Source organism: Acidipropionibacterium timonense (assembly GCF_900605005.1).
In the GTDB taxonomy this organism is placed as follows: Bacteria; Actinomycetota; Actinomycetes; order Propionibacteriales; family Propionibacteriaceae; genus Cutibacterium; species Cutibacterium timonense.
Genome location: NZ_LR027558.1, coordinates 2,335,360 through 2,351,845, shown reverse-complemented (window position 1 = coordinate 2,351,845; position 16,486 = coordinate 2,335,360). Strand labels below are relative to the sequence as shown.

The following is a 16,486-nucleotide window of genomic DNA, read 5'->3' as shown; positions in this document are numbered from 1 at the left end:
GGCTACGCCCACGATCTCCCTGCGGCGACCGTGCCGGCGCGGTCGTCCCAAAGGTCGACGACATCCCACCCGTACCCATCATCGGGATCACCCGGAGCGTCGAGAAGGGTGTGGATGTCTTCCACGCACCTGCTCAGGAGCTTCGAATCGTGAATGGCATCGCGCATGGCTCGGCGTGTGGCGGCGGGCACATCGTCGACGCTCGAGGTCGCAGCGCACTTGAACGCGACAGGCACCGCGAGCGATGTCTTGTACAGATCCGCGACGTCGTAGACGAGGGACCGATCATGGCCCGTGTGCACGAACCCGAGCCCGGGGGACAACCCCAGCGCCGCGATGACGGAATGCACGACTCCGTAGAGGCAGGTCGTCGCCGCGGTGAGGGCCTGGTTCGCGGGGTCGGACGACTCGAAATCCTCCACCTTGTAGCTGCGCTTGTCCCAGTCGACTCCGAATCGGACGGCCGCATCCCGGTAGGCCTGTCGGACCCGTGCTCCCTCATGCCCGCGCAATTCCTGCAAGGTCAGCCCGGTCGCGACCTCATCGGGGAAGCGCATCTCGTACATGCGTCGAGCCACCGCCAGTCGTTTCGTGCGGTCGGTCACTGCCTCAGCCTGCAGGTCGAGAAGCCGGGTGGTCCGCGCCAGGGGCCGTCCATGCGCGTAGTAGCGCACGCCGTGTTCGCCCACCCACAGCGTCGTCGCCCCGGACTCGGCGAGCAGCACCATCGCCTGATGGGTGACGTTGGTCCCCGGACCGAGCAATAGTGCCCCGATCATCGAAGCGGGCACGTGCACCATCCCCTGCTGGTTCGACGCGGTGATGGCATTCGAGTCGCGGTTGACGATGCAGTGCTCCATGTAGATGAAGCTCAGCCGGTCCTGGGCGCGCGCCAACTCCTGGACCTCAGCGGGCCGCGCGCCCGGGATCGGCTTGGCCATGGGTCACCTCGTCATCGGCGCCAGGGTGATGAGGCCACAGCCGTATCCCTTGGCTGGACCGATGCCATGAGTCAAGGCGAGACGTGCGGCGTCGGCATCGGCCACGTCGATGACGCCATCGACCTGCGCCATCGCCAGGGTCACCAGGGCCCCTTGGCGTCGGAACTTGAGGACCTCCCGACGAGTGACCCGGGCCGACGGTCCCCCGTCGTCGGCCTCCGGCACGCTGAATCCGTGCCGGTGGGCGCGGTCGATGAACCAAGCCAGTTGCTGCTCGGCCGTGACGTGGCCCAGACGCCGTCCCCGTTCTCTCGCGGACTCGCGCACTGCAGTGGTCGGGTTGACCGCGCACCTGAACCGCCAGGTGGAGCCGGGTCGGAGGCCCTGCAGGAAGGGGTCGTAGTCGGCTGACCGCCCCGACACCCCCGTCGACCATCCGGCCTGCTCGTTGAGCACGGTGAGGTCAGGTCTCAGCGGGCTGACGATCATGAGTTTCGCCTCATGGGGAGTCGGCCCACGGTCCAGTCGCCACAGGGTTCGGCCTCCGTCGGACGTCGACTGGCCAGGCGGGAACGAGCTCAGCACCGCAGCATGGAGTCGCTCCGGAGATGCCAACAGACGCACGGCGTCGCGGCGGGCGACGTTGACGTCGAACTGGGTGAGAAACATCACGCTCCTTCCAGGCCTGCGAACCAGTCGGGTTCGTCGTTGCCGTCGGGGTTGTCGACGACGACAGTCGTCGAGGCGACGTCGCGCCACCCGTACTCGCGCCGCTCCGGGTTGAAGCTCAGCGGAAGGTCTCGGACGGTGTCTCCGAGCTGGCCGGGGGCGGCGTCGTAGGCGATGGGCAGGTGCACCGAGCGGCCCAAACGGCGTCGATGCCAGGGCTTGGCATGCCACGGTTCGGTCTCCAAGGCAGACAGCATCTCGTCGTCGCGGATACCCAAGGACACCTGTCCCTCCGTGGGACATGCGCGGCGGCCCAGGTACAGGGGGAACGCCGGTTCTCCGATGGCCTCGTCGAGCCCCTCGAGCAGCGACCGATCCCCCTCGACCGCCGCGATGAAGACGGCATCGGCCAGGTAGTAGCGGTGTGACAGCGGCATCGCGTCGACATTGCCGTCCTTCTTGGGGTGCGCCCAGTCCATGGCCGTCTGGAAGTCTCGGACGACCGAGCCGGGCTGGTCGGTGCGCACACCGAACCGCAACGTCAGGAGATCCTCGATGCTGTCGGTGCGACGTCGCCCCTGCGCCGCTGCCAGCAGCCCAATGACGCCCGACTTGGTCGGCTCGCGACGCGTCGCGCGGGTCGTGAACCGGCTCGAATCTCCCCAGGACTGCAGAGGGCCGGCGAGCCGCAGCAGCAGGACAGTCACGACTGCGCTCGCAGGACGGTGGCGACCTGGTCTCGCACCGACGAGACGAGGTCGTCGATGGACATGACAGTGCCCATGGCGCTGACGGCCTCGGTGCGCGTGCCGACCCGGGTGACGAAGGAGGCCACCGGTGCCCCGAGGAAGGCCTCCTCGCAGTCGTGCGCATAGGTCGCCAGTGCCTTGCACGATGCCTCGACGAACCCACCGGTGGTGGAGGTGACGGCGTCCTCGAAGGCGCCGACGAAGCTGGCCGATCGCCCCTTGCGGATCTGGACGACGACGGCGTCCGGCACGGTGTTGTTGGCGAACGTGTTCTGCTTGCCGGTGGGCATCGACATGACGAACCCACGGACCAAGGCCGAGGCGGCATCGGCCGTGAGGTCGACATCGCCCAGGTTGTTCTCCAAGGTCGACACGGCGACCGTGGCGAAACGGTAGAGGGTCTCGGAGGTGAACTCGACGGTTCCGATCATGCCGGCTCCGGCGTCGTCCTCATCGAGCTTGTAGTCGTCGACGGCGGTGAAGTAGTCGGACTCGATCTCGACGGCGTGGGTGCTCAGCGCGTGGGCGACCTGCACGGCCGAGTCGACGTTGAGGTCTTTGGAATTGGCGACCATGCGACCGAACAACGCGACCTCGATCCCATGATCGGAATCGGCGGCCTTCTTGGCGTCGGAACTGGAGATCTTGCCCTCCGAGGTCGCCGCGAGCTGCGCCAGGCGATCGAGCTGCTGGTTGGAGTAGAAGACGAGGTACTGGGTGCGCTCGACGCCCTCGTGGCCCGAGCCGTCCTTCACTCGAGGTTTGTCGGCCTTGAGACCGAGCGCCTTGACGACCGCGAGGGCCTTCTGTCGAGCATCCTCCTGCGCCAGTCGGTAGGGATCGGCGGTGAGGCGGTTCATGAGCAGTTCGACGACGCGCAGTGTCCGCGCGCCGGTCTGGGACGCGGGCAGGAAGTCCTTGAAGGACGTGCGGACGGCCTTCTTCCACGCCTGGGAGCTGACGCGGGCGCGTCGGACCCCGCCGTAGAGGGCCGACTTCGGTGACCCGGTGTCATCCCGGTTGATGTTGGACGGAGGAACATTCTGGATGACGTGGATGTCGACGTAGTACGAGCTCATCGGGGTTCTCCTTGGTCTGTGCTGTCAGTGGACGGGTTCTGGTCGTGTGAGGGGACATGGTGGAGTTGCCGTCCCCAGTCGAGGAGGACTCGGTCGGATGCCGAGGTCTGGAGTCGCCAGAGGTCGGCAGCGAGCCGGCCGTAGTCGAGCGGGACGTCCTCGGATCGCATGAGGGTGACGAGCCCTCGGAGGTTCTCGATGCGGATGGCCCACTGCTGAGCCCGGCACAGGTGCTGGAATCGGGAGACCGTGCCGGGGTCCCACTCGGTGCTCGTCGAGCGCCGTGCTGACAGCATCCGCACTGCCTGCCCCAGCCCGATGGCCTTGACATGCATCGGGCTGGGCCGAGACTGCTGATGGATGGCATAAAGGACGACGGCGGCGTGGACGGCTCGTTCGGCGTACGTCGCCGGCGATGCGCCGTGGCCCACCAGGTCCTCCGGAAGGTGGCCGAGGGTGATCTCCCACAGCGCGGGATCGGTTCCGGCGTGGGCTGCGTCGGCGTGGCGTAGGTCTGCCAGAGTCCGTACCGCCCACGGATCGCGCGGCGTGGCGAGGTAGCCCCGTTGCAGGTGGTTGACGACGCCGAGCGTCGCAGCGCTGACGTCATTCCATGGTTCTGGCATCACTGCTCCTTCGAGGATGACTTGGTGTCGCGTTGAGGATCATCGGGTAGGGGGGCGCTGGAGCGCACTCGGGAGAGGAATCGCTGCCAGGCGCGGGCAAGGTCCATGAGGTCGTGTCGCTCGGTGTTGGGCACTGGAACCATGCGGCCGGTGAGGGCTGCCGACCCGGCGTCGCGGCAGAGCTGGAGGCCGACCTCGTGCACGACGCGCCGGGCGGTCCTGCGCCAAGCCAAGGTCGCGGTGGCGATGTCGGTGGTGCTGGTGAGGTGACCGAACCAGTCTCGATAGGTCGGGTCGAGGGCGGAGAATCCAGCTTCGGCGGCCCGTGGGCGGACCCCCTCCGACTCGTCGCCGGTCGCGGCCGCCAGATCGGAAGCGAGGTTCTGCAGGGCGAAGACAAGGGATTCGGCCGTGTGAGCGCAGTCGACTGCGAGCCGACCCAGCCGTTCGTCGGCGATGACGGCCACCGACGTCGGAAGAGAGTCGTCGATGGTGGTCTTTATGACTGATTTTGTATTGTTAGGGCCGCCGTACTCCATGCCGACGGTTCGCACGCGGGTGAGGTGATCGCGAGGCAGAGCGCCATCGCTCGTCAAGGACGCGAGCTGCTCGAAGATTTCCGGTCGGAGCCAGACCTTGTCCGGCTCGCCGGCCTTCTTCCTGCGCGTGTCATCGGCCGAGGGTTCGCGGGCCAGCAAGGGCTCCAGCCCGCGCCACATGGCCTTGCTGGGGTCGTGGCTGCGGGATATGTAGACGATCTGCCCAGCCGCCTTCGTCTGGGGTGCGCTGAAGCGCCACGCGGTCGACGGATCCTTGTGCAGCAGGTACTTCCATTCGACTTTGTCGCCGTTGCACAGGAGGACGTCGACGACGCGGTCCGCCGAGGCGATGAGTCGCACGCGCCGGCTCTGCCAGGTGAAGAGATCGGCGCATCCGGTGGGAACCGGGTGCTCGGCGTCGGGGGCTGCCGTCTGCGGTGGACGCTCCCACACCGGCACATCCGCCTCGGGATCGTCGTCGAGGAAGAGATTGAGCAGGATCGTCTCGGCCAGGTTGGTGCCTTCGACGATGACGATGCCCATGGGGCCGCTGATGCCCGTCCCGATGGGGAACCCCTTGCCATCCTTGACACGCGGATCGCCCACGGCGCCGGACTTGATGCCCGCGACGTCGAAGGCCTGGGCGTGAATGAGCCACCTGGTGGCCTCCGCGTAGCTCAAGGACGCAATACCGGCCCCGTCCCTCGTCGTGAAGAATTTGTCGTTCGCGGGGACCTCGCTGATGATCTTGAGTAGGCCTGAATACCCGCCCTTGCCGGTGTGCAGATCCGCGACCTGCATGAATGGCACCCGGTCGTCGAAGAGGTTGAACCGGTCGTGCCACCGGTCGAGGTAGTCGTCGAGCTGCTCCAGCGGGAGCCCTGACGCCCACCACTGAGCCCAGTCGTCGACCTTCTCGTCGTCACTGCGGTACTCGGCAGTGGCGCGGACGGCGATGGCCAGAAGGAGGCGAAGGACCGCAGCCTCCTGTGTCGGGATCTCGCCGGCGAGCCCCCGGAAACTGGTCGCCTGATGGAAGACTTCGCGGATCGACACCTCGATGACGGCGTTGTCGTGGCGTCTTGCCGCGATCCAGGGGTCGTCGATGAGGTTGAAGGCGCTCGTCATGCCGATGCTCCGTTCTGTGGGAGGGGCTCGACTGTGAGCCCCCGATGGTGATCGTAATGAAGTGGATGTCCGAGAAGTGTGGAATTGCCATGAACGTCGAGGACGAGGACGAGCTGACCGCGCAGCCATGGGGATGCCTGCCAGGAGCTGAGGTCGATCGGAGCCGCCTCGAGCTCGGCGATGGTCCGATCGATGTCCCAGGGGTTCGACAGTGACCGGGGAAGGGTGACGGTACACGATGCGACGGCCCGTGCCAGATCACCGTCAGGGGCGCCGAACAGCGGCAGCTCCGCTCCGGAGAACTCCCCGATGTCGTCGAGCAGTCGGTGGCCGTTGTCGGACTGCTGGACGACGATGACCTCGATGGAGTCCTCGGAGTCGCGCACCGTTGCGTGGCCGCGGGTGTTCTCGGGGTCGGAGGAAGCCATGTCGGTGAGCCCTTTCATGAGGCTCGAGGCGCCGAATGGATCGGCGAGACGGAAGGTCACGGCGCGAGTCGCCGCCAGCTGACGATTCGACCTGGCCTCGAGTGCGGCCTTCTCGCCCCGAGATGTCCAGCCGTGGGGCCAGGGGAAGGGCTCCTCGTAGGCCCGCCGGACGAGGCGGGGGATGTCCGTGGGGATCGAGATCTTTCCGGTGGGAAGGCCTTCGAGGAGGGCTGCGGTGCGCAGGAGGGAGTCCGTCTCGTAGACGAGGTCAAGTCCTCGGCTGAAGGTCGGGCCCTCGTCGTCCCAGGCATCGACGCCCGTGACGAGGCAGACGGCGTCACGAAGAGGTGTCGGACGGTGCCGGTCGTGTCGGTGCAGTCGACCGATGCGCTGGAGGAGGAGGTCCATCGGGGCGATGTCGCTGACGAGCAGGTCGAAGTCGACGTCGAGGGACTGCTCGAGCACCTGGGTGCCGACGACGACGATGCGGTCGGGTCGGTTGCTGCCAGAGCGGCCCAGGCGGTGGACGAGGTCGGCCTCCCGCCGGGCACGTTGCGGTGCGACGAAGCGGGAGTGGACGAGGACGACCTCGCAGTCGAGACGCTGCCGCAGGACATCGAATGTCGCCTGGGCCCGCGCGACGGTGTCCCGGATGACCCCCACGCAACCGCCGTCGGACATCCTCTCCTCGAGTTGGGCGACGAGATCGTCGAGGGAGTCACTCACTCGACGCACCGTGACCTGCCGCGTCGGTGCGTCGGCCGACGAGCCGCGTTGGCCGACGTCGTCAACGACGCAGGTCATGAGTGGATACTCGTCCGAGCTGGGCAGGGTGATCGTGGCACGCCGTCCGCGGCTTCCCTTGGCGTAGGCCAGCGCGAGTTCCTCCCGTTGCGAGGGTGGCAGGGTCGCGGACATGAGGATGACCGGTGTGCGGTAGGCGCCGAGCCACTCGAGGACCACCTTGAGGTACTCGCGCATGTAGACGTCGGCGGCATGGACCTCATCGATGATGACGACCTTGCTGGCCAGACCGAGGTGACGCAGCACGACGTGCTTGGCCTTGAGCCCCGCGAAGAGCGCCTGGTCGATGGTGCCGACGACGTGATCGGCCAGGATGGCGCGCTTTCGACCGAGAAGCCATTCGTGAACGATCGCCGAGGCCTCGCGCTGTGAGGTGCCCTCGTCGTAGACGGCCATCGACGCGTTCCAGGGCATGAGTTGTTGGTACTGCTCGTTGAGACCGGCCTTCGAGTGGGCCAGGGTGATGCTCGACGGACCGTCGGCCGGGACGGCGTCGAGCCACTCGCGCACTCGCCCGAACATGGGATTGGAGGTCGCCATCGTCGGTAGTCCGAAGAAGATGCCTCCCTGTCCGAACGTGCGGGCCAGCACGTTGGCGCACATGAGGGCGGCCTCGGTCTTGCCCTGACCCATGGGTGCCTCGATGATGAGCAGCCCGGGGTCGGTCATCGCTGACGCCGCCTCGACAGCGGCTCGTTGCATGGCGTTGGGGGAGCCATGGGCCAAGGACGGGAAGCTCGTCGGGAACAGATCGTCCGCGGAGTCGGGCCCGGGGCTCGGCTGCCACGGGCGAGGTAGATGAAGACGTGAGGCCGCGCGGCGGACGCGGTCCGGAGTCGAGTCGGTGAGGTCATAGGGGAAGAGGGACTCGGAGCTGGCGATCCAGTCGGCCATGATGACGAGCGCCTCGGACAGCACCTGGACCTCGATGGGGATGGGGGAACTCATCCAGTCCGCGAGGAACGCGTCGGCGCCCGTGTGTGTGACCATGGTGTCGAGGACCTCGTCGCGGGTCGTGCGCCACAGCTCGTCCTCCCGGGACATCTCGGTTCTCAGGTTCTCGACGTCACCCTCCGTCGGGTTCGTCCCGTGGTGACCCCCGACGATGGATGCGATGTTGCGAGCGCTCCGACGTGCCCTCGGCGCATGGTGGTAGCGGCGGAGCAGCCAGGTCTCGACATGGAGCTGGCCCACCGTGCCATGAGGAATCGGATGTTCGGGAGTCAGGATGACGAATCCCTGACGCTCCATCCGGTCGCACAGATGGCTCGTCGAGACTCCATCGCGGCGTGGGAATCGGGCCATGTGGGCGAAATCCGCGCTGATCTTGCCGACGTCATGAATCCCGGCGAGGAAGCACTCGAACGTCTGAGCGGCCCGCTCTCCGCCAAGACTGTCCGACAGCAGTGATCTGATGGAGCGTGGTTGCAGACTCCACACCTCGGTCATGACTCCGGCGGCGTCCTCGAGGTGCTGGACGACGGGCAGCCAGTCTCCTTCGGCATTCGTCTTGCCCCAGCAGGACCTCGCCTGCGGTGACCACGTGTTGAGCATCGACGCTCTCCTTGCGATGGATGTTGACAGGACGATAGCACGAATCCGAGCACACAACCAAACAAGTTGAGAAAAATGTGGAGAGTGGTAGCGAGGCTCGTCATCGACCCCCGCGACGGCGGGGAAGACGCCCGGGCTGTGTACCTCACCCAACCCAACAAGGGCTCACCTCTGCCTGGCAGAGCAGACTCCACGCTACCGGAGGTCTCACTACAGTCGTCCCCATGACCGACCGCAGCATCCCAGGCCTCCTCCTCGACGACGTCCGCCTCGTCGTCCCCCTCAACCACTCCGACGCCGCCGATGAGCGCACCATCGAGATCTTCGCCCGCGTCGTCTCCACGCGCGCCAACCAGGACAAGCCCTACCTCGTGTTCCTCCAGGGCGGTCCGGGCTGTGAGTCGCCGCGTCCGACCCTCACCGACCCGGGCTTCCCCGGCTGGCTCGCCCGAGCCCTCGAGGACTACCGCGTGGTGCTGCTCGACCAGCGCGGCACCGGGCTGTCGTCCCCGGTCTCCGAGCCCCTCGGGTCGGCCGCCGACCAGGCCGAGTACCTCACCCACCTGCGCGCCGACGAGATCGTCGAGGACTGCGAGGACCTGCGTCGTCACCTCGGCGTCGACCAGTGGGCCGCGCTGGGCCAGTCCTTCGGTGGGTTCACCCTGTTGCGCTACCTGTCGGTGCACGCCGAGTCGCTCCTGGCCGGCTACTTCACCGGCGGGCTTCCCCCGGTGGGTCGCGGCGCCGACGAGGTCTACGCCGCCTGCTACGCCACCCTGGCGGCCAAGTCGGAGCAGTTCTACCGGCGCTTCCCCGGCGACCGCGACCGCGTCCGCCAGCTCCTTGACCTGTCCGCCGAGGGTGGCGTGCGCACTCCCTGCGGGGACGCCGTCAGCCCCTCACGGGTGCGCTCGCTGGGGCACCTGCTCGGCGCTTCCGGTGGGGCCGAGAAGCTGCACTACCTCCTGGAGTACGAACCGAGCTCCCGCAACTTCCGGTACGACCTCGACTCCCTGCTGCCCTTCGGTGGCCGCAACGTCCTCTACGCCGTCATCCACGAGTCGTCCTACGCCGATGGCGTCACGACGGCTTGGTCGGCCGCTCGCTGTCTGCCGCCGTCCTTCCGGGACGACCCGACCCTTCTCACCGGCGAGCACCTCATGCCGCAGTGGTTCGACGAGGACTCCGCCCTGCGGCCGTGGAAGGAGGTCGCCGACATCATCGCCGACCACCCCTGGCCCACGCTCTACGACGCCGACGCCCTGGCCCGGGCCGAGGTGCCGTGCGCCGCCGCCGTCTACCACGACGACGCCTACGTGCCGCGACGGTTCTCCCTGGAGACCGCCGCCCTGCTGCCGCAGATGCACCCGTGGGTCACCAACCAGTACGAGCACAACGGGTCGAACGCCTCCGGCGGCGCGGTCCTCGACCGGCTCATCGGCCTGGCCCGGGGAGACCTCGTGAGGTGAGGCCGGGCTCGGTCATGTCCGGGATGTGATCCAAAGTCCGGCGCTCGGCGTCGCCGCGACCTAGAGTGCTCATCAAGCGGGACGTGCGAGGGCGCCGTCGCCCCACCCCCCGCCGTCCCATCCGCCTCACGACCCCACCGAGGGGGAACTCACATGACCGCCGACACCATGGTCATCGTCGAGAGGGTGTTCCCGCAGTCGCGGGAGCTCCTCTTCGACGCCTGGACCGACCCCGAGCAGATGTCCCAGTGGCGTGGCAGCCCCGGCTGGCACGTCGAGAAGGAGACCGTCGTCTCGCAGTTGCGCACCGGAGGGCGCCACCACCACGTCAAGGTCGTCGACGACGATCCCACCAACCGCGTCACCACCGAGGCGATCTTCACCGAGTTCTTCCGGCCCGAGGTCTTCGTCGCCCTGCAACGGATCTCCGGTGACCCCGGCATGGACCCCACCCTCACCATGGAATTGAGGGTCGAGTTCACCGAGTACCGGCGTCACGGCACCCTGGTCCGCGTCATCCAGGGCCCCTACGAGGCCGCCGAGGCCGGCAAGCACTCGACCGGCTGGGAGCTGGAGATGCAACGCCTGGCCGACTTCCTCGAGTCCCGCGGCGGATCGGGAGGCCAGCGATGAGCGAGGCAGCCTCCACGGCGACGGTGGTGCGCACCAAGCCGATGATGTCCATGAGGCAGATCCTCCTCATGAACTTCGGCTTCTTCGGCATCCAGTACTCCTTCGGGATGCAGCAGACCGCCATCAACCCCATCTACCAGATGCTCGGCGCCTCGGCCGACGAGCTCCCCCTGCTCAACCTCGCCGGGCCCATCACCGGTCTGCTCATCCAGCCGCTCATCGGCGCCTGGTCCGACCGTACGTGGAGCGACAGGTGGGGACGACGCAAGCCGTTCTTCATCGTCGGTGCCATCGGCTGCTCGGTCTGCCTGGCGTTCTTCCCCTTCGTCTCGGCGATCTGGATGGCGGCCCTGCTGCTGTGGCTGCTCGACGCCTCGAACAACACCGCCATGGAGCCCTACCGGGCCTTCATCTCCGACCGCCTTCCCCCCAGCCAACTCGCCAAGGGCTTCCTCGCCCAGTCCTTCTTCGCCGGCTTCGGCATCACCCTGGCCAACATGTGCATCTGGGCCTTCCCGCACCTCTTCGGCGGCACGACGGGCAAGCTTCCCACCTGGGTGCTCATCGCCTTCTTCATCGGCGCCGTCTGTTCCATCGGATCGGTGCTCGTCTCGGTCCACTCGACAGCCGAGCTGCCCCCCACCCCCTCCGAGCTCGCCGAGATCGAGGCGAAGAAGAAGGCCGAGAAGGGCCTGGGCATGTTCAAGGAGATCGGGTCGGCCATCATCGACATGCCGGTCGAGATGCGCAAACTCGCCCTGGTCTACCTCTTCCAGTGGTACGCCATGAACGTCTACTGGCAGTACGTCTCGCTGTCGGTGGGCAAGTCGGTGTTCGGGGTGACCGACACCGTCAAGCAGAGCTCCCTCTACGAGCAGGCCGTCTCGGTGACCGGATCGGTCAACGGCGCCTACAACATCGTCTGCTTCTGCGTGTCCTTCTGGCTGGCCAGCCTGGCCCGCAAGCACGGGGCCAAGTGGGTGCACACCTGCTCCCTGCTGCTGGCGACGGTCGGCCTGCTCATCTTCCCGCACATCACCAACCAGTACCTGCTCTTCCTGCCGATCATCGGCCTCGGCGTCGCCTGGGCGTCCATCCTCGGGGTGCCGTTCATCATGGTCGTCCGGATGATCCCGTCCACCCGATACGGGGTGTACATGGGCATCCTCAACATGATGATCGTCATCCCCATGCTCATCCAGACGGTGACCTTCGGGCCGATCTACTCGCACCTGCTCGGCTCGAATCCCACCTCGGCCATCACCCTGGCCGCCATCCTGCTGGGCCTGGCCGCCCTGGCCATGCTGTGGATCAAGGAGCCGCCGATCGTCCGTGACGTCGACGCCGTCTTCGACAACCCGACCACCGAGGGAGCCCCGAGCGCGCAAGGAGCACAGGCATGACCGAGAGCTCGCAGATCGACCAGCTCGAGGACGAGTTCCTCGACCGGCCGACGTACCACACCATCGTCGTGGGCACCGACGGCTCCCCGTTGGCCGTCCCGGCCGTCGCCCGGGCCGCCCACCTGGCCGCCGAGCAGGAGGCCGAGCTCGTCATCGTCTGTGCCTACACGCCGTTGAGTGGCCGCGCCGAGGCCATCAACACGACGACGACCGGCGCCGACCCGCGGATCGGCAGGGTGCAGGGCAAGCGGGCCGCCCTCGATGCCATCGAGTCGGCCATGGGGTTCGCGTACATGTTCGACGCCGACATCCGCGCCTCCCTGCTCGTCGACGCCGACCCGGCCGAGGCCCTCCTGTCAGCCGCCGACGACTACGACGCCGACCTCATCGTCATGGGCGCCCGACGCGACGTCTCCCTGGCCGAACGGCTCATGGGGGTCGTCTCGACGGCCGTCACCCGGCGCGCCCACTGCGACGTCCTCGTCGTGCGTCCGACCCGCCTCATGCCGACCGGGGACGAGTGGGTCGATTCCTGACCGGGTGTTCCCGGACGACCGGAGACCCGCCGGCCGTGTGCTCAATGGTGCACGGCCGGCCCTCGGGATCGAGCGGGCCCCGCAGCGCACCGTAGGATGATCGGCCGAGTCCAAGCAGTCGTCGCGATGTGGGAACCATGGTCGACAAGAAGCCCCTCACCGATCCCGTCCTCCCGAAGGGGGTCGACGACACCTGCCCGCCCGACCCCGAGATCGTGCGCGCCCGCTCCCTCGAGGACCCCACCGTCCTGCGCCGACGGATCATCCGGCTGAGCGTGCCGATCTTCGGGGAGAACCTCCTCGAGATGAGCCTCGACGTCGTCAACACCCTCCTCGTCGCCACCCTCGGGGCGGCCGCCCTGGCCGGGGCTGGGGCCGCGATCCAGGTCATGCAGATCGTCCTGTCGGCACTGTCGGGACTGTCGACCGGCGGGTCGATCCTCGTCGCCCACGCCGTCGGCGCCGACAATCCCGCCGAGGGCACCCGGCTGGCCCGGCAGGCACTCATGTGGAGCTTCATCCTCTCGCTCCCGCTGGCCGTCGCCGGGGCCCTCGGGGCGCCGGCGGTGGCGTCGATCTTCGGGCTCCCGGCCGACGCCACCGGCATCGCCGCGAGCTATCTGTCGGTGTCCCTGGCCGCCACCCCGGTGCTGGCCATGCTCATGATCTCCGGCGGCGTCCTGCGCGGGGCCGGAGACGCCCGGACCCCCATGTACGTCACCGCCGGTGCCAACGCCATCAACATGGTGCTCGCCTTCATCCTCATCCACGGCCACCTCGGTGCGCCCGAGCTGGGCGTCGAAGGGGCTGCCATCGCCGCCGCCATCTCGCGCACGCTGGCCCTGGTCGCCATGGTCTGGCTCATGGCCAAGGGCCGCGCCGGGGTCTCCCTGCAGCGTCCCGTCGGCACGATCCTCGTCTACTGGAAACCGCGCTGGGAGGCCGCCCGGGCCATCATGCGGCTGGGCCTGCCGGCCGCGGGCGAGCAGCTCGTCATCTCGGGAGCCTGGCTCGTCTTCACCATCATCGTCTCGCAGCTGGGCACAGACTCCATGGCTGCCCAGCGGGTCCAGATGAGCATCCAGGGTCTCGTCTTCCTGCCCGGGATCGCCCTCATGATCGCCACGACGACCCTCGTCGGACAGGCTCTGGGAGCCGGTCGGCCGATGCTCGCCCGACAGGTCGCCGGGCGCACCGAGCGGTGGGCCTTCGGCATCGCGGTGTGCCTGGGGATCGTCGTCTCGCTGCTGGCCCGGCCCATCGTCGCCTGCTTCACCCAGGACCCGTCGGTGGCCAACCTGGCGGCCATCACCCTGCCGGTCATGATGCTCACCCAGCCGTTCTGGTGCACGACGATCCAGAACTCCGGGGCGCTGCGGGCCATGCGCGACCCCATGAGCCCGCTCTACGTCGAGGCCGTGAGCAACTGGACGGTGGTCGTCATCGCGTGGCTCATCGTGCGTCACGGTGGCGGACTCACCGCGGCCTGGTTCGCCTTCGTCGCGATGTCGGCCCCGACGACCCTGGCGATGGTGTGGCGCAAGAGGGTCAGGGCCCGTCAGATCGGTGCCGCCTGAGGGAAGTGTCCCCGCCACGGACCGGTGCACGACCTGTCCGCACCGTCGTGGGTGTCACCGGCTCACGGACCGGCCTCACCACCGGGGTCCCCGGGGGCGACGGGCCGTCGCCCGGTTCTCGACCATCCACGCCAGGTCGACCCCGGCCTCGGCCATCTGGGCCAGGAGGATCTGGGCGCAGGCCAGGGCGTCGGCGTCGGCCCGGTGGTGGGCGAAGGTGCGGCCGGGGAAGTAGTGGCGATGCACCATGTCGAGCTTCATCGTGCCGCGCGGCCAGCCGAGCAGGGTCGCGGCGGTGCGGTAGGTGCACAGCCGGGGGGCTTCGAGGGTCGGGGTGCCGATCTCGGCCGCCATGGCGTCCCACACGCTGGCGTCGAAGGCCATGTTGTGGGCGACCACCGGGCCCGCACCGATGAGGTCGAGGTAGTCGTCGACGACCTCGTCCCAGGTGGGGGAGTCCGCCACCATGGCCGGGGTGATGCCGTGGATGTCGATGTTCCGCGCGGCGAACCAGTCGTGGCCGGGTAGCGGGCGCAGCAGGTCGGACCGGGTGGCGAGCACCTGGCCGGACTCGTCCATGACGACCGCGGCGATGGAGCAGGCCGAGGCCCTGGCCCCGTTGGCCGTCTCGAAGTCGATCGCCGTGAATGTTCCCATGGGCCCTCCCGGCGGTCCATTGTGCCGCGCAGATGGCGTGGGCCGCCGACGGTCGGACGACCCGTGCCCGGCCCCGACCGCCACGATTCCCCGCGCAACCTCCCTCACGGCCGGTTCGGGGGCCGCACGTCGGGTTGCGCGGGGAATCGTGGCGGTGCCTGCCCGATCAGCCCAGCTCGACCCTCCCGCGTGCGGCCTCGACGAGGGCCCCGGTGGCGACGAGCCGGTCGACCTCGGCGATGTCAGGGGCCAGGAAACGGTCCGGGCCCGGCGCCGGAAGGGTGCCACGCATGAGGGCGATGACCTCGTTGACCGGGGCGGAGGCACCCAGACCGCGCAGGTCGATGGCCCGGGCGGCCGTGAGCGCCTCGATGCCGAGCACCTTGCCCAGGCCGTCGACGGCGCGACGCAGCTTGCGGGCGGCCGACCAGCCCATCGAGACGTGGTCCTCCTGCATGGCCGAGGTGGGGATCGAGTCGACCGAGGCCGGCACGGCCAGGCGCTTGAGCTCCGAGACGATCCCGGCCTGGGTGTACTGGGCGATCATGTAGCCCGAATCGACCCCGGGGTCATCGGCGAGGAAGGCGTTGAGCCCGCGGCTGCGCGCCGGGTCGAGCATCCGATCGGTCCGCCGCTCGCTCATCGAGGCCAGGTCGGCCACCGCGATGGCCAGGAAGTCGAGGACGTAGGCCACCGGGGCCCCGTGGAAGTTGCCGTTCGACTCCACCCGCAGGTCATCGGTCACCGCCGGGTTGTCGACGGCCGAGACGAGCTCGACCCCGGCGACGTGCTCGGCGTGCGTCATGGTGTCGCGCACCGCCCCGTGCACCTGGGGCGCGCAGCGCAACGAGTACGCGTCCTGGACCCTCTTGTGGGCTTCGTCCTTGCCGGCCTGGATGAGCGGGGACCCGGCCAGCAGGGCCAGGATGTTCGCCGCCGATGCCGCCTGCCCGGCGTGCGGGCGCAGCTGCTGCAGGTCGGGGGCGAAGACGGCGGCGATCCCGCACAGGGCCTGGACGGTCATGGCCGCGGTGAGGTCGGCGGTCGTCACGAGGACGTGGAGGTCGGCCAGGGCGAGGATGAGCTGGCCGAGCATCCCGTCGGTGCCGTTGATGAGCGCCAGGCCCTCCTTCTCGCGCAGCGTGAGGGGCTCCAGTCCGGCCGCAGCCAGGGCCGCGGCGGCGTCCATCCGTTGCCCGGCCCGGTCGCGGACGACCCCCTCGCCGGTGAGGGCGAGGGCGGCGTGGGCGAGCGGGGCCAGGTCGCCGGAGCAGCCGAGCGACCCGTACTCGCCGACGATCGGGGTGATGCCGGCATTGAGCATGGCGCCATAGCCGAGGACGACCTCGCGGCGCACGCCGGTGTGGCCCGAGGCCATGGTCTTGAGGCGCAGCAGCATCATCGCCCGGATGACCTCGCGCTCCACCTCGGCTCCGGTGCTGGCGGCGTGTGAGCGGATGAGCGAGTGCTGCAGGGCGACCCGCTGTTCCCTCGGCACCCGCTTGGAGGCGAGGGCGCCGAATCCGGTGCTGATGCCGTAGTGGGGGACGACGTCGTCGGCCAGGTCCTCGATGTGCCGGGCGGCGCGGTCGACGGCGGCCAGGGCCTCGGCGGTCACCTCGACCGGCTCGTCGTGACGGGCGACGGCGACGACGTCGTCGAAGGTGAGCGGGGTGCCGATGCGGACGGTCATG

14 protein-coding genes are annotated in these 16,486 nt (G+C 68.6%); 5 read left to right on the top strand and 9 right to left on the bottom strand.

All coding sequences use genetic code 11. From position 1 onward, the window contains the following. Window positions 1–2: 2 nt before the first annotated feature. Genes cas1e through cas3 form a run of 7 tightly spaced genes read right to left on the bottom strand, consistent with a single transcriptional unit; the run spans window position 3 to window position 8,517 of the window. The gene (gene cas1e / locus E0E30_RS11100) at window positions 3–941 is read right to left on the bottom strand and encodes a type I-E CRISPR-associated endonuclease Cas1e (RefSeq protein WP_130866330.1); all 939 of its coding nucleotides are present in this window, start codon (window positions 939–941) and stop codon (window positions 3–5) included. Window positions 942–944: 3 nt separating this feature from the next. After that, window positions 945–1,610, bottom strand: a complete 666-nt coding sequence (gene cas6e, locus E0E30_RS11095; RefSeq protein ID WP_130866329.1) for a type I-E CRISPR-associated protein Cas6/Cse3/CasE — start codon at window positions 1,608–1,610, stop codon at window positions 945–947. Continuing rightward, on the bottom strand, window positions 1,610–2,317 hold the full coding sequence (gene cas5e, locus E0E30_RS11090; protein ID WP_130866328.1) for a type I-E CRISPR-associated protein Cas5/CasD: 708 nt from the start codon (window positions 2,315–2,317) through the stop codon (window positions 1,610–1,612). Before cas5e ends, cas6e begins: the two co-directional genes overlap by 1 nt. After that, entirely contained in the window at window positions 2,314–3,438 is a 1,125-nt protein-coding gene (gene cas7e, locus E0E30_RS11085; protein ID WP_130866327.1) for a type I-E CRISPR-associated protein Cas7/Cse4/CasC, read from the bottom strand. Before cas7e ends, cas5e begins: the two co-directional genes overlap by 4 nt. After that, window positions 3,435–4,064 carry a type I-E CRISPR-associated protein Cse2/CasB gene (gene casB, locus E0E30_RS11080; protein ID WP_130866326.1) on the bottom strand — a complete coding sequence of 210 codons (630 nt, stop codon included), beginning with the start codon at window positions 4,062–4,064 and terminating at the stop codon, window positions 3,435–3,437. Before casB ends, cas7e begins: the two co-directional genes overlap by 4 nt. Next, window positions 4,064–5,731: a type I-E CRISPR-associated protein Cse1/CasA gene (gene casA, locus E0E30_RS11075; protein ID WP_130866325.1), complete on the bottom strand. Its 1,668-nt coding sequence runs from the start codon at window positions 5,729–5,731 to the stop codon at window positions 4,064–4,066. Before casA ends, casB begins: the two co-directional genes overlap by 1 nt. Beyond that, complete coding sequence (gene cas3, locus E0E30_RS11070) at window positions 5,728–8,517, bottom strand: CRISPR-associated helicase Cas3' (RefSeq protein WP_130866324.1); 2,790 nt, start codon at window positions 8,515–8,517, stop codon at window positions 5,728–5,730. The genes casA and cas3 overlap by 4 nt, the downstream gene beginning before the upstream one ends. A 224-nt stretch (window positions 8,518–8,741) precedes the next feature. On the opposite strand from cas3, the gene E0E30_RS11065 reads away from it, so the two are divergent. From E0E30_RS11065 to E0E30_RS11045, 5 genes are all read left to right on the top strand, one after another. Then, window positions 8,742–9,986 carry an alpha/beta fold hydrolase gene (locus tag E0E30_RS11065; RefSeq protein ID WP_130866323.1) on the top strand — a complete coding sequence of 415 codons (1,245 nt, stop codon included), beginning with the start codon at window positions 8,742–8,744 and terminating at the stop codon, window positions 9,984–9,986. Between the two features lie 153 nt (window positions 9,987–10,139). Then, window positions 10,140–10,619, top strand: a complete 480-nt coding sequence (locus E0E30_RS11060) for an SRPBCC family protein (RefSeq protein WP_130866322.1) — start codon at window positions 10,140–10,142, stop codon at window positions 10,617–10,619. Then, a complete protein-coding gene (locus tag E0E30_RS11055) occupies window positions 10,616–12,022 on the top strand; it encodes an MFS transporter (RefSeq protein WP_130866321.1) in 1,407 nt (468 codons plus the stop codon). The genes E0E30_RS11060 and E0E30_RS11055 overlap by 4 nt, the downstream gene beginning before the upstream one ends. Continuing rightward, entirely contained in the window at window positions 12,019–12,558 is a 540-nt protein-coding gene (locus E0E30_RS11050) for a universal stress protein (RefSeq protein WP_130866320.1), read from the top strand. Before E0E30_RS11055 ends, E0E30_RS11050 begins: the two co-directional genes overlap by 4 nt. A 137-nt stretch (window positions 12,559–12,695) precedes the next feature. Then, window positions 12,696–14,135 (top strand): MATE family efflux transporter, encoded by a 1,440-nt coding sequence (locus tag E0E30_RS11045; protein ID WP_130866319.1) that lies wholly within the window; start codon window positions 12,696–12,698, stop codon window positions 14,133–14,135. Between the two features lie 75 nt (window positions 14,136–14,210). Here E0E30_RS11045 and E0E30_RS11040 read toward each other — a convergent pair whose 3' ends face one another. Both E0E30_RS11040 and hutH read right to left on the bottom strand, forming a co-directional pair. Then, window positions 14,211–14,792, bottom strand: a complete 582-nt coding sequence (locus E0E30_RS11040) for an exonuclease domain-containing protein (protein WP_130866318.1) — start codon at window positions 14,790–14,792, stop codon at window positions 14,211–14,213. A 166-nt stretch (window positions 14,793–14,958) separates the two neighbouring features. Then, complete coding sequence (gene hutH / locus E0E30_RS11035; protein ID WP_130866317.1) at window positions 14,959–16,485, bottom strand: histidine ammonia-lyase; 1,527 nt, start codon at window positions 16,483–16,485, stop codon at window positions 14,959–14,961. Window position 16,486 lies beyond the last annotated feature (1 nt).